The following is a 21,605-nucleotide window of genomic DNA, read 5'->3' on the forward strand; positions in this document are numbered from 1 at the left end:
AATAAAACGGGCGCCTTGCGCGCCCGTTCTTCCTTATTGCACCACCACCGTGCCCGGCTTGTTGGCTATCCGATCCGCCATGGTCTGGATCGAGTCGGTGCGCAGAATATACAGCCGCTTCAGCGTATAGGGGTTATCCCCCGGCTTTACCTTGCCCTGCACCGTGGTCACCGCCAGATGGAAACCGGCGTCCTGCGCCGCCTGGATCGCCCGTTGGTTATAGCCGCCGAACGGGTAAGACAGATACAGCACGTGCGGATTGAACTGCGACAGCGCGCGGCGTGAGCGCTCAAAATCGAACTCGATATTGTGCAGCGAACGGCTCAGCAAAATCGGCTGGCGATTACCGTCGGTGCGGTGCAGGAAATGGGTATGCGACTGCACGTCGAACACGTCCTGAATCTGCTTGAGCTCCGAGACGCTCATAAACTGCAGCGAGTCCGGGTTCCATTTCTGCGGGTAGCGTTTGATGCGCGAAGAGATGATGAACGCCGTGGCGCGGAAACCGTAATCCTTCAGCACCGGGTAAGCGTAGCGATACACCGATTTCAGCCCGTCGTCGAAGGTCAGCACGACCGCCTTGCCCGGCAGGTTGATCTGATTTTTCAGGTAGGCTTCCAGCTGGTACAGCGAAATAGTGTCGTAGCCCGCCTGCTTCAGGTAGGTCATCTGGTTGCTGAACGCCACGTCTGAAGTGGTGGTCGAGGTGTGGCGGAAGCGTTTGTTCTCTTCGTTTTTCAGCAGGTGGTGGTAAGTCAGCACCGGTATGCCGTTATCGATCTCGCAGTCCAACTCATTAATGAACCCCAGCCGCTCGCCGATGTTGACCTCGTACCAGGTGTTGTTCAGGCGATCCTTCAGCTTGCCGATGATCGGATAGCGCAGGTTGCCTTCCAGCGTGCCCAAGACCTCGCTGTCCTTGTCCGCTGCGGTGTATACGTCGATCGTTTTTTGCGTGATCAGATTCTGGTTGGTCAGCGGTTTGTTCAGCTCGCCCAGATCGTCTTGCACCTTGCGCGACTTCTTCAATTCACGCACGTCGTCTTTATCGATAAAGCCGGTACCGTGCCCGAATTTGAATTCGTAGTATTCCGCATCCGCCGGGAAGACTTGGATCAGTTGCCCGCGCTTCACTTCCCCTACCGGGATCACATGCTCGCCCACCAACGCATAGACTTCGCTATCGCGCTGCGCTTCCATGTATTCAGATTTAACCGCGCTGTCTTCCGACAGCAGACTAGCCAGGCTCACAGGGGAAACCAACGACATCAGAATGCCGAGCAACCCAGCCGTTAACGTGTATTGAGACCGCATGATGATGTTCTGCTTACGAGTGCGTAATGACAAAAGTGGAGGAAATGTGGAGCGCCAGCATAGCACGATTTGAACAGCGGGGAACTAGCGGTTATTTGAGCAATTCTATTGATTTACGCGCCGCCTGCGCCAAATCAAGAAAAGCGCCCCCGCCGGGAAAGCGAGGGCGCAATACGATCAGCTGCGCAGGCCGCGGCCGCGCTCGATCAGGTACCAGGACAGCAGGTAAAACACCGCGATAAACGCCACCAACACCGCCATGGTGAACGCCAGCGGCACGTCGTTGATGCCGAGGAAACCATAGCGGAAGCCGCTGATCATATAAACGATGGGGTTCAGCTTGGACACCGCCTGCCAGAATGGCGGCAGCAGCGACAGCGAGTAGAACACCCCGCCCAGGTAAGTCAGCGGCGTCAGCACGAAGGTCGGGATCAGGCTGATGTCGTCGAAAGTAGTGGCGAACACCGCATTGATCAGCCCCGCCAGCGAGAACAGGATCGCCGTCAGCAACAGCGTCAGCGCAATCACCCACCAGGCGTGCACCTGCAGCGGCACGAAGAACAGTGAGATGATGGTCACCAGCACGCCGACGCAGATGCCGCGCGCCACGCCGCCGCCGACATAGCCGGCGATCACCACGTGGGTCGGCACCGGCGCCACCAGCAGTTCCTCAATGTTGCGCTGAAACTTGGCGCTGAAGAACGACGAGGCGACGTTGGCATAGGAGTTGGTGATGACCGCCATCATGATAAGGCCGGGCACGATGAACTGCATGTAGCTGAAGCCGTGCATATCGCCGATGCGCGAGCCGATCAGGTTACCGAAGATGATGAAGTACAGCGTCATGGTGATCACCGGCGGCACCAGGGTCTGGATCCAGATGCGCGCGAACCGGTTTACCTCTTTGGCCCAGATGCTCTGTAAGGCCACCCAATACAAACGCGTCATGCTTTCTCTCCATTGCCGTTAACCAGGGTGACAAACAGCTCTTCCAGGCGGTTCGCCTTATTGCGCATGCTCAGCACCTGCACGCCCTGCGCGCTCAGCTGGGCGAACAGGCCGTTCAGCCCTTGCTCGCGCATCACCTCCACTTCCAGCGTCGAGGTATCCGTCAGGCGGCTGTGGTAACCGTCCAGCTTCGGCAGCGGGCTCTTCGCCGCCAGATCGAGGATGAAGGTTTCCGACTTCAGCTTGGCCAGCAGCCCCTTCATCGAGGTGTTTTCCACCAGTTCCCCGTTCTGGATGATGCCGATGTTGCGGCACAACATTTCCGCCTCTTCCAGATAGTGGGTGGTGAGGATAATGGTGGTGCCCTGGGCGTTCAGATCTTTCAGGAAGCCCCACATCGAGCGACGCAGCTCAATATCCACCCCGGCGGTCGGCTCATCGAGGATCAGCAGCTTCGGCTGATGCATCAGCGCGCGGGCGATCATCAGGCGGCGCTTCATGCCGCCGGACAGCATGCGGGCGCGCTCGTTGCGCTTGCCCCACAGATCCAGCTGATTGAGGTATTTTTCGGCGCGCGCCATCGCTTCACGCCGCGTGACGCCGTAGTAACCCGCCTGGTTCACCACGATCTGCAACACGGTCTCAAACGGATTGAAGTTGAACTCTTGCGGCACCAGGCCGAGCTGGCGCTTGGCGTTGACGATGTCTTTATCGATGTCGTAACCGAATACCCGTACGCTGCCGGCCGTTTTGTTCACCAGCGAGCTGATGATGCCGATGGTGGTGGACTTTCCGGCGCCGTTTGGCCCCAGCAGGGCATAAAAGTCCCCCGCTTCGACGCTCAGGTCGATGCCGCGCAGCGCCTTGACGCCACCGGCGTAAGTCTTGGTCAGCTGCGCTAATTCCAGTGCATAATTCATATGTAAAATAGTACCTTATAACGATGAGTATGCCGCCACTCCCCTGTTTGCCAGGCTTGAAACACTAACGATAATCCTAGCATCGGCGACGTTTTCACTGCGTCGAATCCGTGCGCTAAATGAGGCTGCACCACTGTTCCGATTTCCAAATTGTGACGCTTACCCTATATTACCCCAACGCAATCTGTCCGTTACGGGTCAATCACCTCCATGAAAGAAATCGAAGAGCTTATCGCCAACAACCAGGCCTGGTCGGCCAATATCAGTCAGGAAGACCCGGATTTTTTTGAACGTTTAGCCCAGGCGCAAAAGCCCCGCTTCTTATGGATTGGATGCTCTGACAGCCGCGTTCCCGCAGAACGCCTGACCGGCCTCGAGCCGGGTGAACTGTTCGTCCATCGCAACGTGGCGAACCTCGTTATCCACACCGATCTTAACTGCCTGTCGGTGGTGCAGTATGCGGTAGATGTGCTGGAAGTCGAACACATCATCATCTGCGGCCACCTGGGCTGCGGCGGCGTGCAGGCGGCGGTGGAAAACCCGGAGCTGGGTTTGATCGACAACTGGCTGCTGCACATTCGCGATCTGTGGTACAAGCACAGCTCGCTGCTGGGCGAGCTGCCGCCGGAACAGCGTTTCGACATGCTGTGCGAGATCAACGTCATTGAACAGGTGTACAACCTGGGCCACTCCACCATCATGCAGTCCGCCTGGAAGCGCGGCCAGAAGGTGATGATCCACGGTTGGGTGTACGGCATTCAGGACGGCCGCCTGCGCGATATGGAAGTGCTGGCGACCAGCCGCGAGAGCCTGGAGATGGGCTACCGCAAAGCGATAGCCAAACTGAAGCAGGATAAAGGCGTATAACCCCGCCGCGGGCGCGGCTTGCCGCGCCCCACATCCAATTACTCGTCCAGCAGCACCACTTTGCCGACGTACGGCAGGTGACGATAGCGCTGAGCGTAGTCGATGCCATACCCCACCACGAACTCATCCGGGATCGAGAAGCCGACATATTCAACCGGCACCTGCACTTCACGGCGCTCAGGTTTGTCCAGCAAGGTGCAAATCGCCAGCGATTTCGGCCCGCGCAGCGCCAAAATCTCGCGCACTTTGTTCAGCGTGTTACCGGAATCGATGATGTCTTCCACGATCAGCACGTCTTTGCCGCGAATGTCTTCGTCCAGATCCTTGAGGATCTTCACGTCGCGGGTGGTGGACATGCCGCTGCCGTAGCTGGAGGCGGTCATAAAGTCGACTTCGTGCGGCACCTCGATCGCGCGGCAGAGATCGGCCATGAACATGAAGGAGCCGCGCAGCAGCCCGACCAGCACCATGTCGCTGCCGCTGTCGCGGTAATGTTCGGTGATCTGGCGGCCAAGTTCGGCGATACGGGTCTTAACTTCCTGCTCGGAAATCATTACGTCTACAGTGTGTTTCATAGTATTCAGGTCAGTTGCCGGAAGAAAGGCGCAGAGTTTAGCATAGCCTTTCGCCGGTGGCGACGCGAGCGCGCCGCCACGTGAGCGCCGGACCGCGATCATTCGTCGACGGTGAAGCCCATCATCATGCCGGTATCTTCGTGTTCCAACAGGTGACAGTGGGCCATATACGCATGTTCGCTGCTTGCCGGATGATCGAAGCGCACCAGCACTTCGCTGCGCCACCCTTCGACGCGCACCGTGTCCTTCCAGCCGCTGCGATGCGCCGCCGGCGGTTTGCCGTTTTCCGACAAGATACGGAACTGGGTGCCGTGAATGTGGAACGGGTGCAACATCATGTCGCCCTCACCAGAAATGGTCCATTTCTCATACTGGCCACGTTTGGCGGCGAACATCGGCTTGGTCATGTCGAAGGCCTTGCCGTTGATCATGTTGCCGTGGCTGAAGTCGAACGGTTTGGCTTTGCCCTGCGCGCCGCCGTGATCCATCCCGGCCATCTTGCCATGATCCATGCCTTTCATGTTGCCGTGATCCATGCCCTGCATGCCGCCCTTCTCCATGCCTTTCATGTTACCGTGGTCCATGCCTTGCATGTCTGCGCCACCCGTCGCGCCATGATTCATGCTCATGCCAGCCATCGCCTGGTGGCCATAGCGATCCATCAGCGCCTGCATGCCCAGCATATCCAGCTGCGGATCCATCATCAGCTGTAGCCAGCGCTCCTGGATACCGGTGATAGCAGGCAATGCCGGCAGCTTCACCAGGCTATCCGGCATGGTTTTAATGCCCTGCGCCAGCGAGGGCTGAATGCGCAGCACCGGCAGCGGTTGATCGAACGGCGCCAACGTCATGCCCATCTGCTTCACCGGCAGCGTCACGATATCGAATGCTTTCCCATCCGAGGCATCGACCAATACTTCAAAGCGTTCGCCCATCAGCATCGGCAGCTCGGTCAGCTTCACCGGCTCCGCCAGGAAACCGCCGTCGCTGGCGATAACGTACAGCGGACGGTTGTCACTGGCCGCCAGATTCAGCGAGCGGGCGTTACAACCGTTGAGGAAACGCAGACGCAGCCAGCCGCGCGGCGCCAGATGTTGCGGATACTGCGCGCCGTTGGTGAACATGCGATCGCCAAACCAGCCCACCGCCGCGCTCATCACGTCCAGGCGGTATTCGATCTGCGCGTCTTTGCCCAGCCGCTTATCCTGCAGGATCACCGGAATATCATCCTGCCCCCAGGTTTTCGGCAGCGGCAGTTTGGCGCTTTCGTCGTCTTCCAGCAGCACCAGCCCCGCCAGCCCCATCATCACCTGGCTGCCGGTTTTACCGTGCGTATGCGGGTGGAACCAGCAGGTGGCCGCCGGTTGATCAACGGTGAAATTCACCGTGCGCGTCGCGCCGGGATGGATCAGCGCCTGCGGGCCGCCATCGACGTCGCCGGGAATTTCCAGACCGTGCCAGTGGACGGTACTGGCCTCCGCCAGGCGGTTTTTGATATCGACCGTCACCGGCTGGCCACGCTGCAGCTTCACCGCCGGCCCGAGCAGCGCGCCGTTGAATCCCCAGGTTTTGGTGGCGGCGCCCGGCAACCAGCGGGTTTCCCCCGCCTGCAGCGCCAGCGCAATCTTTCCCTGCGCGTCGGGCGTCAACAGCGGCGGTACCGGCAGGGCCGGCCTATCGGCCGCCCAGGCGGCTCGGCTCCATAACGGCAATGCGCTCGACGCGCCCAGCACGGCGGTTAATTTAATAAAATCACGGCGTAACATCGCTGACTCCCTTTTCTCAGTGATATAACTCAATGCCGCCAGCCTAAACCTTCCCCCAGGCGGAAGGTCAAGCCTTTCCTGGCGGTATTTTAAGCTATGCCTCACAATCAAGAGAGTGTGACTGGCAAGCGCGACGCCGGCCCGCCGGCAATAAAATTTGGTGCCTTTACAGACAAGTGTGGTAACGTCAGCAGACGACAAACAGGCCTATTTCATGATGAAAAAAACAACGTTATCGATGCTGTTGCTGGCGATGCTGGGCTTCTCCAACGCCAGTCTGGCGCTGAATGAATCCGAGGCGGAAGATCTGGCCGATCTGACGGCGGTATTTATTTATTTGAAAAATGATTGCGGCTACAACGATTTGCCAAACGCGCAAATCAAACGCGCCATTGTCTATTTCGCGCAACAAAACCGCTGGGATTTGAGCAACTACAACAGTTTCAATATGAAGGCGCTGGGCGAAGACAGCTATCGGGATCTCAGCGGCATCGCCATTCCAACGCCCAAGAAGTGCAAATCGCTGGCGCGCGACTCGTTGAGCCTGCTGGCCTACGCCAATTAATTCTTTCCCCTTCTCCCATCCGCTTAACGCTCTCTCTGTCTGAAATTCAACCGTGCATCGCCAGGCAGAGTTAGCTATGATGTTGCGCCGATTTTTCATGGCTGTTATTACGGAGTTTCCCGCACATGACCCAGAAAGAAATTTGGTACGAAACGCTGCATACGGGCTTCGGCCAGTACTTCTCGGTAGAGAAGGTGCTGTACCGCGAGAAGACCGATCATCAGGATCTGGTGATCTTCGAGAACCCGGAGCTGGGGCGCGTGATGGCGCTCGACGGCGTGGTGCAAACCACCGAGCGTGACGAGTTCATCTATCACGAAATGCTGACCCACGTGCCGCTGCTGGCGCACGGCCGGGCGAAGAAAGTGCTGATCATCGGCGGCGGCGACGGCGGCATGCTGCGTGAAGTCAGCCGGCACCCTGGCGTGGAGCAGATCACCATGGTCGAGATCGACGCCGGCGTCGTCGAGTTCTGCCGCCAGTACCTGCCCAACCACAGCGCCGGCGCCTATGACGATCCGCGCTTCAAGCTGGTGATCGACGACGGCGTCAACTTCGTGAATCAAACCGACAAAACGTTCGATGTGATCATCTCCGACTGCACCGATCCGATCGGCCCCGGCGAAAGCCTGTTCACCTCGGCGTTTTATGAAGGCTGCGCCCGCTGCCTGAATGAGGGCGGCATTTTCGTCGCGCAGAACGGCGTCTGTTTCCTGCAGCAGGACGAGGCGGTCAACAGCCACGCCAAACTGAGCCGCTACTTTAGCGACGTCAGCTTCTATCAGGCGGCGATCCCGACCTATTACGGCGGCATCATGACCTTCGCCTGGGCGAGCCAGAACCCGGCGCTGCGCCAGCGCGATCTGCCTGCCCTGCAACAGCGCTTTAACCAAAGCGGCCTACACTGCCGTTATTACAACCCGGCAATTCACGTCGGCAGCTTTGCCCTGCCGCAATATTTACTCAATGCCCTGAACGTAACACGTTAAGCGAGAAGATAAAGGAGGTGGCCCAAATTGCATAAGCTAAAACTGCACGGCTTCAACAACCTGACCAAGAGCCTGAGTTTTTGTATTTACGATATTTGTTACGCCAAAACCGCGGACGATCGCGATGGCTATATCGCCTACATAGACGAACAATATAACGCCAACCGGTTAACCGAGATCCTGAGCGAAACCTGCTCGATCATCGGCGCCAATATTCTGAACATCGCGCGTCAGGACTACGAGCCGCAGGGCGCCAGCGTCACCATCCTGGTCAGCGAAGAGCCGATCGATCCGAAAGACGTCGATACGTCGGAACACCCCGGTCCGCTGCCAAATACGGTCGTCGCGCACCTGGACAAAAGCCATATCTGCGTACACACCTACCCGGAAAGCCATCCGGAAGGCGGGCTGTGCACCTTCCGCGCCGATATCGAGGTTTCGACCTGCGGCGTCATTTCGCCCCTCAAGGCGCTGAACTATTTAATTCACCAGCTGGAATCCGACATCGTCACCATGGACTATCGCGTGCGTGGTTTTACCCGCGACGTGAACGGCGTGAAACATTACATCGATCATGAGATCAATTCGATCCAGAACTTTATGTCGGAAGACATCAAGGCGCTGTACCACATGATGGACGTGAACGTTTACCAGGAAAATATCTTCCATACCAAGATGTTGCTGAAGGATTTCGATCTGAAGCACTACCTGTTTAACGCGCAACCGGAGGCGTTGAGCGCCGCCGAGCGCAAGCAGATCACCGATCTGTTATGGAAAGAGATGCAGGAAATCTATTACGGCCGCAATATTCCGCATCTGTGATGGAAAGGGCGCGGCACGCCGCGCCCTGATGCTTAGTACTTCAGCATGAAAGAACGATAGGCTTTCAACACCCGCAGGAAATCCTCAACGCCGCAGAATGAGAGGCTTTCTTCGTCGTAATAGTTCATCCCCTCTTCCATTTCATCGCCCTCGAACTCCAGCTGATTGGCGCGGATCATCACTTCTTCACCATCCATCAGCAGCGTATATTCATGGCCTTCCAGCTGCCATTGACGCTCGCTGCCTTTGACCTCGGCCGCACCGGCTTCAATGCGGTCCAGCAGGTTGAAATCGCCTTTGACTTCTTCGTTGATCCAGTGGCCAATCGCTTCATGCCCCATCGAAAATCTGACGAGCACCTGACCGGTGACGTCACGCAGAAATTCGTAATCCATAGCATGCCCTCCTGAGCCCTTTTTCTTAGTGTAAACATAAATGGCTGACTAACTCAGTGAGCGCTCGCAAAGTTGGCAACTGAGCAAAATAAAACGGGAGGCCAAGGCCTCCCGTTAAACAGCTGCGCAATATAGCGGCTTACACGGCGGTTTGGAAGATCACGCCGTCGGCTTTTTCGGTGTACTGCCCCAGCTGGTCAAAGTTCAGGTAGCGGTAGGTATCCGCCGCCGTCTTGTCGACCTGCGCCATATAGGTCTGGTACTCGTCCGGCGTCGGCAGGCGGCCCAGCAGGGACGCTACCGCGGCCAGTTCGGCAGACGCCAGATAGACGTTAGCGCCGGTGCCCAGACGGTTCGGGAAGTTACGGGTCGAGGTGGAAACCACCGTCGCGCCGTCCGCCACGCGCGCCTGGTTGCCCATGCACAGCGAGCAGCCCGGGATCTCGATACGCGCGCCGCTCTTGCCGAAGACGCTGTAGTAGCCTTCTTCGGTCAGCTGAGCCGCATCCATCTTGGTTGGCGGCGCCACCCACAGACGGGTCGGCAACTGGCCCTTGTGCTGATCCAGCAGCTTGCCCGCCGCGCGGAAGTGGCCGATGTTGGTCATGCAAGAGCCGATGAACACTTCATCGATCTTGCTGTTGGCCACGTCGGACAGCAGGCGCGCGTCGTCAGGATCGTTCGGCGCGCACAGGATCGGCTCTTTGATCTCGTTCAGATCGATGTCGATCACCGCTGCGTATTCCGCATCCGCATCGCCTTCCAGCAGTTGCGGATCCGCCAGCCATTTTTCCATGCCCTGAATACGGCGCTCCAGCGTACGGCGATCGCCGTAGCCTTCGGAAATCATCCACTTCAGCAGCACGATGTTGGAGTTCAGGTACTCTTCGATCGGCGCCTTGTCCAGCTTGATAGTACAACCGGCGGCGGAACGTTCGGCGGACGCATCGGTCAGCTCAAACGCCTGCTCGACCTTCAGATCCGGCAGGCCTTCGATCTCCAGAATGCGGCCGGAGAAGATGTTTTTCTTGCCCTTCTTCTCGACGGTCAGCAGACCTTGCTGGATCGCGTAGTAAGGGATGGCGTGCACCAAATCGCGCAGGGTGATGCCCGGCTGCATTTTGCCTTTGAAGCGCACCAGCACCGACTCAGGCATATCCAGCGGCATCACGCCGGTCGCGGCGGCAAACGCCACCAGGCCGGAACCGGCCGGGAAGGAGATGCCGATCGGGAAGCGGGTGTGGGAATCGCCGCCGGTGCCGACGGTGTCAGGCAGCAGCATGCGGTTCAGCCAGGAGTGGATCACGCCGTCGCCCGGGCGCAGCGAGACGCCGCCGCGGTTCATGATGAAATCAGGCAGCGTGTGGTGCGTGGTCACGTCGACCGGTTTCGGGTACGCAGCGGTGTGGCAGAACGACTGCATGACCAGATCGGCGGAGAAGCCGAGGCAGGCCAGGTCTTTCAGCTCATCGCGGGTCATCGGGCCGGTGGTGTCCTGAGAGCCGACGGAGGTCATCTTCGGTTCGCAGTATTCGCCAGGGCGAATGCCGGCGACGCCGCAGGCGCGGCCGACCATTTTCTGCGCCAGCGAGAAGCCTTTGCTGCTGGCGGCAACCGGTTTGGCGATGCGGAACACGTCGCTGTGCGGCAGGCCCAGCGCTTCGCGCGCCTTGGTGGTCAGGCCGCGGCCGATGATCAGCGGGATACGGCCGCCGGCGCGCACTTCATCCAGCAGCACGTCGGTTTTCAGCTCGAAGTTGGCGATCAGCGCGCCGGTCTCGTGGTTGCGCACTTCACCTTTGTACGGGTAAACGTCGATCACGTCGCCCATGTTCAGCTCGGACACGTCCACTTCGATCGGCAAGGCGCCGGCATCTTCCATGGTGTTGAAGAAGATAGGCGCAATCTTGCCGCCCAGCACCACGCCGCCGCCGCGCTTGTTCGGCACGTGCGGGATGTCGTCGCCCATGAACCACAGCACCGAGTTGGTGGCGGATTTACGGGAGGAACCGGTGCCGACCACGTCGCCGACGTAGGCCAGCGGGAAGCCTTTCTTGTTCAGCAGCTCGATCTGTTTGATCGGGCCGACGCTGCCAGGCTGATCCGGCACGATGCCTTCACGTTCGTTTTTCAGCATCGCCAGCGCGTGCAGCGGGATGTCCGGGCGCGACCAGGCGTCCGGCGCCGGAGACAGGTCGTCGGTGTTGGTTTCGCCGGTGACTTTGAACACGGTGACGGTGATCTTTTCCGCCAGCTCCGGGCGCGACAGGTACCATTCGGCGTCGGCCCAGGACTGCATGATCTGTTTGGCGTGCGGGTTACCGGCCTTGGCCTTCTCTTCCACGTCGTAGAAGTTGTCGAACATCAGCAGCGTGTGGGACAGCGCTTTGGCGGCGATCGGCGCCAGCTTCTCGTTGTCCAGCGCTTCGATCAGCGGATGAATGTTATAGCCACCCTGCATGGTGCCTAACAGTTCAATCGCTTTCTCGGGGGTAACCAGGGGGGATGTCGCTTCACCTTTGGCGATGGCCGCCAGGAAACCTGCTTTGACGTAGGCGGCTTCGTCGACGCCCGGTGGAACACGGTTAATCAGCAGGTCTAACAGGAATTCTTCTTCGCCTTTTGGCGGATTCTTCAGTAGTTCGACCAGCGCGGCCATTTGGGTGGCGTCTAGCGGCTTAGGGGCGATGCCCTCAGCAGCACGCTCGGCTACGTGCTTACGGTATTCTTCTAGCACGACGTTCTCCTCGCTCTCATTGTCATTTATTGTGCCTGGCGTATATGCAAACCGGGTTTATACCCTTTGGGTTTCACTCTGTGGCTAGGCGATCGGCCCGTAAAGGCCCCGAAACGGTGATTGGGGCAAACAAGCACGGTCAAACAGCGTTACAGCATGAAAGACTGATGGGTAGAGCGCACGGCGATATTGATGCCATCTATCCTGACGGGGCACTGCTGTCGATGTCCTGGACTGTAAGGTACAGTGCCCGGTTCCGCTCAGCCAGCATATCAGGATTTGAAACGGTTGTTAATTCGTTCACATAAAAGCAACATTAAATCTTTGCTGAATCGTTGAGCGCAGCGTAATCGGCTGCCGGACTAGCAGGACATTATACCCATATAATTAGAGTGGATATAAGCATGAGGATCGGAATTTGGCGCAGCGGCCACAAAAAACCGCGTTCTGCATCTGAGCAAAAAAAACGGCCCCTTTTCAGGAGCCGCTTGATGACCAGTCAAACCAGCAGAATTACTTCTTCTTGGCTTTCGGGTTAGGCAGATCGGTGATGCTGCCTTCGTAGATTTCCGCCGCCAGGCCCACGGATTCGTGCAGGGTCGGGTGAGCGTGGATGGTCAGCGCGATGTCTTCTGCGTCGCAGCCCATCTCGATAGCCAGACCGATTTCACCCAGCAGTTCGCCGCCGTTGGTGCCGACAATCGCGCCACCGATGATGCGGTGAGTTTCTTTGTCGAAGATCAGTTTGGTCATGCCGTCTGCACAATCGGAAGCGATCGCACGGCCGGAAGCCGCCCACGGGAAGGTGGAGGTTTCGTAGCTGATGCCTTTCTCTTTCGCTTCTTTCTCGGTCAGACCCACCCATGCCACTTCCGGCTCGGTGTAAGCGATGGATGGGATCACTTTCGGGTCGAAGTAGTGCTTCATGCCGGCGATAACTTCTGCGGCGACGTGGCCTTCGTGCACGCCTTTGTGCGCCAGCATCGGCTGACCGACGATGTCGCCGATGGCGAAGATGTGCGGCACGTTGGTGCGCAGCTGTTTGTCGACGTTGATGAAGCCACGCTCGTCAACTTCCACACCGGCTTTGCCGGCATCCAGCAGTTTGCCGTTCGGCACGCGGCCGATCGCCACCAGCACCGCGTCGTAACGCTGTGGTTCTGCCGGCGCTTTTTTACCTTCCATCGTGACGTAAATGCCGTCTTCTTTGGCTTCTACCGCGGTCACTTTGGTTTCCAGCATCAGGTTGAACTGCTTGCTGATACGTTTGGTGAAGACTTTCACCACGTCTTTATCTGCCGCGGGGATAACCTGATCGAACATTTCAACGACGTCGATCTGTGAACCCAGCGCATGGTATACGGTGCCCATTTCCAGGCCGATAATGCCGCCGCCCATAACCAGCAGACGCTCTGGGACGGTTTTCAGTTCCAGCGCATCGGTAGAATCCCACACGCGTGGATCTTCATGAGGAATGAATGGCAGTTGGATCGGACGAGAACCTGCGGCGATGATGGCGTTGTCGAAGTTGATGGTGGTTGGGCCGTTTTCGCCTTCCACAACCAGGGTGTTAGCGCCGGTGAACTTGCCCAGGCCGTTGACCACTTTCACTTTACGGCCTTTGGCCATGCCAGCCAGACCGCCGGTCAGCTGAGTGATGACTTTTTCTTTCCAGACGCGCACTTTGTCGATGTCGGTTTTCGGCTCGCCGAAAACGATGCCGTGTTCGGCCAGCGCTTTGGCTTCTTCGATCACTTTGGCAACGTGCAGCAGTGCTTTGGAAGGGATACATCCCACGTTCAGGCAAACCCCGCCCAGAGTGGAATAACGTTCAACCAGAACGGTTTCAAGACCTAAGTCAGCGCAACGAAAGGCTGCAGAGTAACCTGCCGGGCCCGCCCCAAGTACCACGACCTGAGTTTTAATTTCAGTACTCATCATGACCTCTTAATTGATTGTCCGGCGGGTCAGACGTCATTTTTATTGCTAATCGATCTCATAACGCCCTTCATCCACCGGGACGCTTACACCGCGAGCAGTTTACAGAATTGTTAATAATCTGCAAAGCGTGTTCGAGTGACCCGTGTCTCAACAATTTTGTCGAGTTATGCAAAATCCGACAAAACTGCTACAGAATCGTCAGGGGCGCAGCATGCTGCGCCCCTTTTGCATTACATCACCAGACGGCGAATGTCGGACAACATGTTGTTGATGATGGTGATGAAGCGCGCACCATCGGCACCGTCGATAACGCGGTGGTCGAAGGACAGCGACATCGGCATCATCAGGCGCGGCATGAACTCTTTACCGTTCCAGACCGGCTCCATCGCAGACTTGGAGACGCCCAGGATAGCCACTTCCGGCGCGTTGACGATCGGCGCGAAGTGAGTCGTCCCGATACCGCCCAGGCTGGAGATGGTGAAGCAGCCGCCCTGCATCTCGCCCGCGGTCAGCTTGCCGTCGCGCGCTTTCTTGGAGATGGTCATCAGCTCGCGAGACAGCTCGGTGATGCTCTTCTTGTTCACGTCCTTGAACACCGGAACCACCAGGCCGTTCGGGGTATCTACCGCCACGCCGATGTTGATGTATTTCTTCAGCGTCAGCTTCTGGCCATCTTCGGACAGCGAGCTGTTGAAGCGCGGCATCTGCTCCAGAGCGGCAGCGACGGCTTTCATGATGAACACGACAGGCGTGAACTTCACGTCCAGCTTGCGCTTGGCCGCTTCTTCGTTCTGCTGCTTGCGGAACGCTTCCAGATCGGTGATATCGGTTTTGTCGAAGTGAGTCACGTGCGGGATCATCACCCAGTTGCGGCTCAGGTTCGCGCCAGAGATCTTCTGGATGCGGCCCATTTCGACTTCTTCGATCTCGCCGAACTTGCTGAAGTCCACTTTCGGCCATGGCAGCATGCCCGGCAGACCGCCGCCGGCAGCAGCCGGAGCCGCTTCAGCGCGTTTCACCGCGTCTTTCACGTATGCCTGAACGTCTTCGCGCAGGATGCGGCCTTTACGACCGGTGCCTTTCACTTTCGCCAGGTTAACGCCGAATTCACGCGCCAGACGACGAATGACCGGAGTCGCGTGCACGTAGGCCGCGTTCTCGGCGAACTCGCCTTTGTCTTCAGCTTTCGCAGCCGGAGCGGCGGCTTTAGCGGCGGCCGGCGCCGGCGCAGCGTCCGCTTTAGCGGCTGGCGCGGCGGCAGCGGCAGGCGCAGCGCCTTCCACTTCGAACACCATGATCAGGGAGCCGGTTTTCACTTTGTCGCCGGTCGCGATCTTGATCTCTTTCACGGTGCCCGCGAACGGCGCTGGCACTTCCATAGAGGCCTTGTCGCCTTCCACGGTGATCAGAGACTGCTCGGCGGCAACCTTGTCGCCTACCTTGACCATCACTTCGGTCACTTCGACTTCGTCACCGCCGATGTCCGGCACGGCGACGTCTTTGGCCGCAGAGGCCGCAGGCGCTGCAGCGGCAGCCGGTGCTTGCGCCGCAGCCGGAGCAGCAGCGGAAGCGGCGCCAGCCACTTCGAACACCATGATCAGGGAACCGGTTTTCACTTTGTCGCCGGTCGCGATCTTGATCTCTTTCACGGTGCCCGCGAACGGCGCAGGGACTTCCATGGAAGCCTTGTCGCCTTCCACGGTGATCAGGGACTGCTCGGCTTCCACCTTGTCGCCCACTTTCACCAGGATCTCGGTCACTTCGACTTCGTCGGCGCCAATGTCCGGCACGGCAACGTCTTTGGCAGCAGCGGCAGCCGGAGCAGCTGCTGCTGCCGCCGGTTTTTCTTCCGCTTTCGCCGCCGGAGCAGCTTCCGCTGCGCCTGCCGCTTCGAAGATCATGATCAGTTTGCCGGTTTCGGTTTTATCGCCGACCGCCACTTTGATCTCTTTCACCACGCCCGCCTGCGGGGAGGGCACTTCCATGGAAGCCTTGTCGCCTTCCACGGTGATCAGCGATTGTTCCGCTTCAACTTTATCGCCGACCTTCACCAGAATCTCGGTGATTTCGACTTCATCTGCACCGATGTCCGGTACGTTGATTTCGATAGACATTATTCAGTACCTCTTAGGCCAGACGCGGGTTAACTTTTTCCGGGTTGATGTCGAATTTCTTGATTGCGTCAGCAACCACAGAAGCTTCGATCTCACCGCGTTTAGCCAGTTCACCCAGAGCAGCAACCACCACGTAGGATGCATCGACTTCGAAGTGGTGACGCAGGTTTTCGCGGCTGTCCGAACGACCGAAGCCGTCGGTGCCCAGTACGCGATAATCGCTGGCCGGCACATAAGTACGAACCTGTTCGGCGAACAGTTTCATGTAGTCGGTAGAGGCTACCGCAGGCGCGTCGTTCATCACCTGAGCGATGTAAGGCACGCGTGGCGCTTCGGTTGGGTGCAGCATGTTCCAGCGCTCGCAATCCTGGCCGTCGCGCGCCAGTTCGGTGAACGAGGTCACGCTGTAGGTGTCGGAACCCACGCCGTAGTCCTTCGCCAGGATCTGCGCAGCTTCGCGCACGTGGCGCAGGATGGCGCCGGAGCCAAGCAGCTGTACCTTGCCTTTGCTGCCTTCCAGCGTTTCCAGCTTGTAGATACCCTTGCGGATACCTTCTTCCGCACCCTGCGGCATCGCAGGCATGTGGTAGTTTTCGTTCAGCGTGGTCAGGTAGTAGTACACGTTTTCCGGGTTGTCGCCATACATGCGCACCAGACCGTCGTGCATGATCACCGCCACTTCGTACGCGTAAGCCGGATCGTAAGAGATGCAGTTAGGGATGGTCAGAGACTGAATGTGGCTGTGGCCATCTTCGTGCTGCAGACCTTCGCCGTTCAGGGTAGTACGGCCCGAGGTCCCGCCGATCAGGAAGCCGCGCGCCTGTTGGTCGCCCGCTGCCCAGCACAGGTCGCCGATACGTTGGAAACCGAACATCGAGTAGTAGATGTAGAACGGAATCATCGGCAGATCGTTGGTGCTGTAGGAGGTCGCTGCGGCCAGCCAGGAAGAGGCTGCGCCCAGTTCGTTGATGCCTTCCTGCAGGATTTGGCCTTTCTCGTCTTCTTTGTAGTAAGCAACCTGCTCACGGTCCTGCGGGGTGTACTGCTGGCCGTTCGGGCTGTAGATACCGATCTGACGGAACAGACCTTCCATACCGAAGGTACGCGCTTCGTCGGCGATGATTGGCACCAGACGATCTTTGATCGACTTGTTCTTCAGCATCACGTTCAGGGCACGCACGAAGGCGATAGTGGTGGAGATCTCTTTGTTCTGCTCTTCCAGCAGCGAGCTGAAATCTTCCAGCGCCGGCATTTCCAGCTTCTGGGTGAACTCCGGCAGACGGGTAGGCACGTAGCCTTTCAGCGCCTGGCGACGTTCGTGCAGGTATTTGTACTCTTCGGAATCTTTCTCGAAGGTGATGTACGGCAGTTTTTCGATGTCAGCATCGGCAACCGGCACGTTGAAACGATCGCGGAAGTGGTGAACCCCTTCCATGTTCATTTTCTTCACCTGGTGAGCGATGTTTTTACCTTCCGCGGTTTCACCCATGCCGTAACCTTTGATGGTGTGGGCCAGGATAACGGTCGGTTTGCCTTTGGTGTCCTGCGCTTTTTTCAGTGCAGCGAAGATTTTCTTCGGATCGTGACCACCACGGTTCAGCGCCCAGATTTCGTCGTCGGTCATGTCTTTGACCAGCGCCGCGGTTTCCGGGTAACGGCCGAAGAAGTGCTCGCGCACGTAAGCGCCGTCTTTGGATTTGAAGGTCTGGTAGTCGCCGTCCAGGGTCTCGTTCATCAGCTGAACCAGTTTACCGCTGGTGTCTTTGCGCAGCAGCTCGTCCCAACGGCCGCCCCAGATCACTTTCAGCACCTGCCAGCCTGCGCCGGAGAAGATGCCTTCCAGTTCGTTGATGATCTTGCCGTTACCGGTGACCGGGCCGTCCAGGCGCTGCAGGTTGCAGTTGATGACGAACACCAGGTTGTCCAGCTTCTCGCGGGTGGCGATGGTGATGGCGCCTTTGGATTCCGGCTCATCCATCTCGCCGTCGCCCAGGAAGGCGTAAACGGTCTGCTCAGAGGTGTCTTTCAGGCCGCGGTGTTCCAGGTATTTCAGGAACTTCGCCTGATAGATGGCGCTGATTGGGCCCAGGCCCATGGATACGGTCGGGAACTGCCAGAATTCCGGCATCAGCTTAGGATGCGGGTAAGAGGACAGGCCGTTGCCGTGCACTTCCTGACGGAAGTTGTTCATCTGTTCTTCGGTCAGGCGGCCTTCAAGGAAGGCGCGCGCGTAAACGCCCGGAGAGATGTGGCCCTGGAAGTAGACCAGGTCGCCGCCGTCTTTCTCGTTGCGTGCGCGGAAGAAGTGGTTAAAGCAGACTTCATAGAAGGTCGCGGAAGACTGGAAGGAAGCCATGTGGCCGCCCAGCTCCAGGTCTTTCTTGGATGCGCGCAGAACGGTCATGATCGCGTTCCAACGGATCGCAGAGCGAATGCGGCGTTCCAGATCCAGGTTGCCTGGGTAAGCCGGTTCGTCTTCTACCGCGATGGTGTTGACGTAGTTGTGCGCTGCAGCACCGGCCGCAACGTTAACGCCGCCTTTGCGGGCTTCTCCCAATACCTGATCAATCAGAAACTGAGCTCGCTCAACACCCTCTTCACGGATGACCGATTCGATCGCCTGCAGCCAGTCGCGGGTTTCGATCGGATCCACGTCATTGTTTAAACGTTCTGACATGGTGGTATTCCTTATCTGTCTAATGGTTTGTTTGGAGCCTGTCTTCCTGTGCTCTGTGAAAAAACACACGAAGACAGGCCCATCAGTTTAGTTGCCGCTTAAGTACTTAACTAAGTACCTCGAACTTAACCCCCGCAGGCTGGTGTACCCTGAAGAGGACAGCTCTTAATCCTTGCGTTGCTGGAGACGCCGCAGCGATCTCTCGCGCCGAGTATGCTCCCGGCTGAGATCCAGCAAGATTTCCTCGATAAACGCCAAGTGGCGATGCGAGGCTTCACGGGCCTTTTCCGGCTCGCGTGCCACAATCGCCTCAAAAATTCCGGCGCGGTGGCTGCTCACTTTTGCCAACATCTCACGGCGCGAGTAGAGCAATTCAAAGTTCTGACGCACGTTCTGTTCCAGCATCGGCCCCATGCAGCGTAGCAGGTGAAGTAACACAACGTTGTGAGCGGCTTCGGTCACGGCGATTTGATACTGCATGACCGCATCGGCTTCGGCGTCGAGATCGCCGCTGTCTTGAGCCTGTTGAATCACGATGTGGCAGTCGCGGATGCGCGCCAGATCTTCATCGGTGCCGCGCAGCGCCGCGTAATAGGCGGCAATGCCTTCCAGCGCGTGACGGGTTTCCAGCAGATCGAACTGTGATTCGGGATGGTCGGCCAGCAGCTCGGCCAGCGGATCGCTGAAGCTCTGCCACAGATTAGTTTGCACGAAGGTGCCGCCGCCCTGACGGCGCAGGAGCAGCCCTTTCGCTTCAAGGCGCTGAATGGCCTCTCTCAGAGAAGGACGGGAGACATCAAATTGTTTCGCCAGCTCGCGCTCCGGAGGCAGTTTTTCGCCTGGGCGCAGTGTCCCCTCGAGGATCAGGTATTCGAGCTGTTGCTCGATAACATCTGACAACTTGGGTTGGCGGATTTTGCTGTAGGCCATGAGTGAATTCTTCTCTGCGAATGGCGCGGAGTCAATTGGTAATACCAATTTCAAAAACGTGACGGTAAAGTAACAAAGTATTCACCTCCTGTCCATACGGGCCTTGATCGAAATCAGGTTACCCGCACATTTTAACACCCCGCTGAAAACCCCGCTGCAAACCGGTAACGCCGTGATGGTATTACCATTTACGCGGCGGGTTGGGGATTTAACTTTAACCAAACCTTACGCAAGGCAGAGTGCAAACTTTTTGCCCGAGTTTTATTGCATGGTTATTACGCTTTAATGAATGGCTATTTGGCGAGCAGCGCAACGGCGGTTCGTTCATTATTTGAACGCAGCCCACCGTTCAGATCTACGTTATTTTTGCGCATTATGTGATTTGTTGCTTATTTCATGCACTGAATCCCCCCTGCCGTCACACAACCCGCATTTTGTTTCCTAAACTGCTGCAATCTTAATCACTCACACGACAAAGCAGGTGCAAACCGACGCGCATAACATTATTCTCTGCCAAACGGTAGCGGCGCCGTGGAATTAATAGCTATAACGCCGTAAATAAAACAAAACACACATCGTAACCACTGCTTTACAGGCAGGTGGGCATTCACAACGACAGAGGGTTAGATTGATGGATGGTCAACAGCATGGTGACCAGCTGAAGCGCGGCCTGAAAAACCGCCATATTCAGCTCATCGCCTTAGGTGGCGCAATCGGCACCGGGTTATTTCTCGGTATCGCTCAAACAATAAAAATGGCCGGCCCGTCAGTGCTCCTCGGCTACGCCATCGGCGGCTTCATCGCGTTTCTGATCATGCGCCAGTTGGGAGAAATGGTGGTGGAAGAGCCGGTCGCCGGTTCCTTCAGCCACTTCGCCTACAAATACTGGGGCAACTTCGCCGGCTTCGCCTCCGGCTGGAACTACTGGGTGCTGTATGTCCTGGTGGCGATGGCGGAGCTGACCGCGGTCGGCATCTACGTGCAGTACTGGTGGCCGGAGATCCCCACCTGGGTTTCCGCCGCGGTATTCTTCCTGGCGATCAACGCCATCAACCTGGCCAACGTCAAAGTTTACGGCGAGATGGAGTTCTGGTTCGCCATCATCAAAGTGGTGGCGATTATCGGCATGATCGTGTTCGGCGCCTACCTGCTGTTCAGCGGCATGGGCGGCCCGGAAGCCACCGTCACCAACCTGTGGGCGCAGGGCGGGTTCTTCCCGAACGGCGTCATGGGCCTGGTGATGGCGATGGCGGTGATCATGTTTTCCTTCGGCGGCCTCGAGCTGGTCGGCATCACCGCCGCCGAAGCCGACAACCCGCAAAAAAGCATTCCGAAAGCCACCAATCAGGTGATCTACCGCATCCTGATCTTCTATATCGGTTCACTGGCCATTCTGCTGTCGCTGTACCCGTGGGGCAAAGTGGTCGAAGGCGGCAGCCCGTTCGTGCTGATCTTCCACGCGCTGAACAGCAACCTGGTAGCGACCGTGCTGAACATCGTGGTGCTCACCGCCGCGCTGTCGGTCTACAACAGCTGCGTCTACTGCAACAGCCGCATGCTGTACGGCCTGGCGCAGCAGGGCAACGGACCGAAAAGCCTGCTGAAGGTCGATGGCCGCGGCGTGCCGGTGGTGGCCATCGGCATCTCCGCCCTTGCCACCGCGCTGTGCGTGCTGATTAACTACCTGATCCCGGGCCGCGCCTTCGAACTGCTGATGGCGCTGGTGGTGTCGGCGCTGGTGATCAACTGGGCGATGATCAGCCTGGCGCACCTGAAATTCCGCGCCGCCAAAAACCGCGAAGGCGTAGTGCCGAAGTTCAAAGCGTTCTGGTACCCGTTCAGCAACTACCTGTGCCTGTTGTTCATGGCCGGCATCCTGGTGATCATGTACCTAACGCCGGGCATTCAAATCTCGGTGCTGCTGATCCCGGTATGGGTGGCGATCCTGGCCGTCGGTTACGCCATCAAACAGCGCAGCCAACGCGTCGACGGCGTCACCAGCCGTTGAATCCCGTGACCGCGCAATAAAATGGCCCGCATCTGCG

Annotated in this window: 16 protein-coding genes; 5 read left to right on the forward strand and 11 right to left on the reverse strand. The window is 58.0% G+C overall.

Annotated features, from left to right (window positions below; translation table 11 throughout):
• Window positions 1-33: 33 nt before the first annotated feature.
• From ACJ8OK_RS18130 to ACJ8OK_RS18140, 3 genes are all read right to left on the reverse strand, one after another.
• Complete coding sequence (locus ACJ8OK_RS18130; RefSeq protein WP_060560223.1) at window positions 34-1,314, reverse strand: polysaccharide deacetylase family protein; 1,281 nt, start codon at window positions 1,312-1,314, stop codon at window positions 34-36.
• 177 nt (window positions 1,315-1,491) lie between these two features.
• Entirely contained in the window at window positions 1,492-2,262 is a 771-nt protein-coding gene (locus tag ACJ8OK_RS18135) for an ABC transporter permease (protein ID WP_004937535.1), read from the reverse strand.
• The gene (locus ACJ8OK_RS18140) at window positions 2,259-3,182 is read right to left on the reverse strand and encodes an ABC transporter ATP-binding protein (protein WP_021504747.1); all 924 of its coding nucleotides are present in this window, start codon (window positions 3,180-3,182) and stop codon (window positions 2,259-2,261) included. Before ACJ8OK_RS18140 ends, ACJ8OK_RS18135 begins: the two co-directional genes overlap by 4 nt.
• 210 nt (window positions 3,183-3,392) lie before the next feature.
• Here ACJ8OK_RS18140 and can point away from each other — a divergent pair, with 210 nt between their 5' ends.
• Window positions 3,393-4,049 carry a carbonate dehydratase gene (can, locus tag ACJ8OK_RS18145; RefSeq protein ID WP_015379031.1) on the forward strand — a complete coding sequence of 219 codons (657 nt, stop codon included), beginning with the start codon at window positions 3,393-3,395 and terminating at the stop codon, window positions 4,047-4,049.
• A gap of 38 nt (window positions 4,050-4,087) precedes the next feature.
• Here the strand turns inward: can and hpt are convergent, their stop codons facing one another.
• Both hpt and cueO read right to left on the reverse strand, forming a co-directional pair.
• Window positions 4,088-4,624, reverse strand: coding sequence for a hypoxanthine phosphoribosyltransferase (hpt, locus tag ACJ8OK_RS18150; protein ID WP_004937527.1), 537 nt, complete (start codon window positions 4,622-4,624; stop codon window positions 4,088-4,090).
• 98 nt (window positions 4,625-4,722) lie between these two features.
• Entirely contained in the window at window positions 4,723-6,390 is a 1,668-nt protein-coding gene (gene cueO, locus ACJ8OK_RS18155; RefSeq protein WP_442530787.1) for a multicopper oxidase CueO, read from the reverse strand.
• 217 nt (window positions 6,391-6,607) lie between these two features.
• On the opposite strand from cueO, the gene ACJ8OK_RS18160 reads away from it, so the two are divergent.
• The 3 genes from ACJ8OK_RS18160 (at window position 6,608) to speD (ending at window position 8,766) form a co-directional block, all read left to right on the forward strand.
• Entirely contained in the window at window positions 6,608-6,955 is a 348-nt protein-coding gene (locus ACJ8OK_RS18160; protein ID WP_004937515.1) for a YacC family pilotin-like protein, read from the forward strand.
• Window positions 6,956-7,080: 125 nt separating this feature from the next.
• Window positions 7,081-7,944, forward strand: coding sequence for a polyamine aminopropyltransferase (gene speE / locus ACJ8OK_RS18165; RefSeq protein WP_442530788.1), 864 nt, complete (start codon window positions 7,081-7,083; stop codon window positions 7,942-7,944).
• 27 nt (window positions 7,945-7,971) lie between these two features.
• A complete protein-coding gene (gene speD / locus ACJ8OK_RS18170) occupies window positions 7,972-8,766 on the forward strand; it encodes an adenosylmethionine decarboxylase (RefSeq protein ID WP_033632106.1) in 795 nt (264 codons plus the stop codon).
• 32 nt (window positions 8,767-8,798) lie between these two features.
• Here the strand turns inward: speD and yacL are convergent, their stop codons facing one another.
• The 6 genes from yacL to pdhR all read right to left on the reverse strand — a co-directional run bounded on the left by yacL (window position 8,799) and on the right by pdhR (window position 19,560).
• On the reverse strand, window positions 8,799-9,161 hold the full coding sequence (gene yacL / locus ACJ8OK_RS18175) for a protein YacL (protein WP_048325353.1): 363 nt from the start codon (window positions 9,159-9,161) through the stop codon (window positions 8,799-8,801).
• 139 nt (window positions 9,162-9,300) lie between these two features.
• On the reverse strand, window positions 9,301-11,898 hold the full coding sequence (acnB, locus tag ACJ8OK_RS18180) for a bifunctional aconitate hydratase 2/2-methylisocitrate dehydratase (RefSeq protein ID WP_004937504.1): 2,598 nt from the start codon (window positions 11,896-11,898) through the stop codon (window positions 9,301-9,303).
• A 513-nt stretch (window positions 11,899-12,411) separates the two neighbouring features.
• The gene (gene lpdA / locus ACJ8OK_RS18185; protein WP_004937500.1) at window positions 12,412-13,836 is read right to left on the reverse strand and encodes a dihydrolipoyl dehydrogenase; all 1,425 of its coding nucleotides are present in this window, start codon (window positions 13,834-13,836) and stop codon (window positions 12,412-12,414) included.
• Window positions 13,837-14,069: 233 nt separating this feature from the next.
• Window positions 14,070-15,953, reverse strand: coding sequence for a pyruvate dehydrogenase complex dihydrolipoyllysine-residue acetyltransferase (aceF, locus tag ACJ8OK_RS18190; RefSeq protein ID WP_033632105.1), 1,884 nt, complete (start codon window positions 15,951-15,953; stop codon window positions 14,070-14,072).
• Between the two features lie 13 nt (window positions 15,954-15,966).
• Window positions 15,967-18,630: a pyruvate dehydrogenase (acetyl-transferring), homodimeric type gene (gene aceE / locus ACJ8OK_RS18195; RefSeq protein WP_033632104.1), complete on the reverse strand. Its 2,664-nt coding sequence runs from the start codon at window positions 18,628-18,630 to the stop codon at window positions 15,967-15,969.
• Window positions 18,631-18,795: 165 nt separating this feature from the next.
• The gene (gene pdhR / locus ACJ8OK_RS18200) at window positions 18,796-19,560 is read right to left on the reverse strand and encodes a pyruvate dehydrogenase complex transcriptional repressor PdhR (RefSeq protein WP_004937490.1); all 765 of its coding nucleotides are present in this window, start codon (window positions 19,558-19,560) and stop codon (window positions 18,796-18,798) included.
• A gap of 631 nt (window positions 19,561-20,191) precedes the next feature.
• Between pdhR and ACJ8OK_RS18205 the strand changes: the two genes are divergently transcribed.
• Window positions 20,192-21,568 carry an amino acid permease gene (locus ACJ8OK_RS18205; RefSeq protein ID WP_004937488.1) on the forward strand — a complete coding sequence of 459 codons (1,377 nt, stop codon included), beginning with the start codon at window positions 20,192-20,194 and terminating at the stop codon, window positions 21,566-21,568.
• Window positions 21,569-21,605 lie beyond the last annotated feature (37 nt).

It is taken from the genome of Serratia sp. CY71090 (assembly GCF_052166845.1).
Lineage (GTDB): Bacteria > Pseudomonadota > Gammaproteobacteria > Enterobacterales > Enterobacteriaceae > Serratia > Serratia nematodiphila.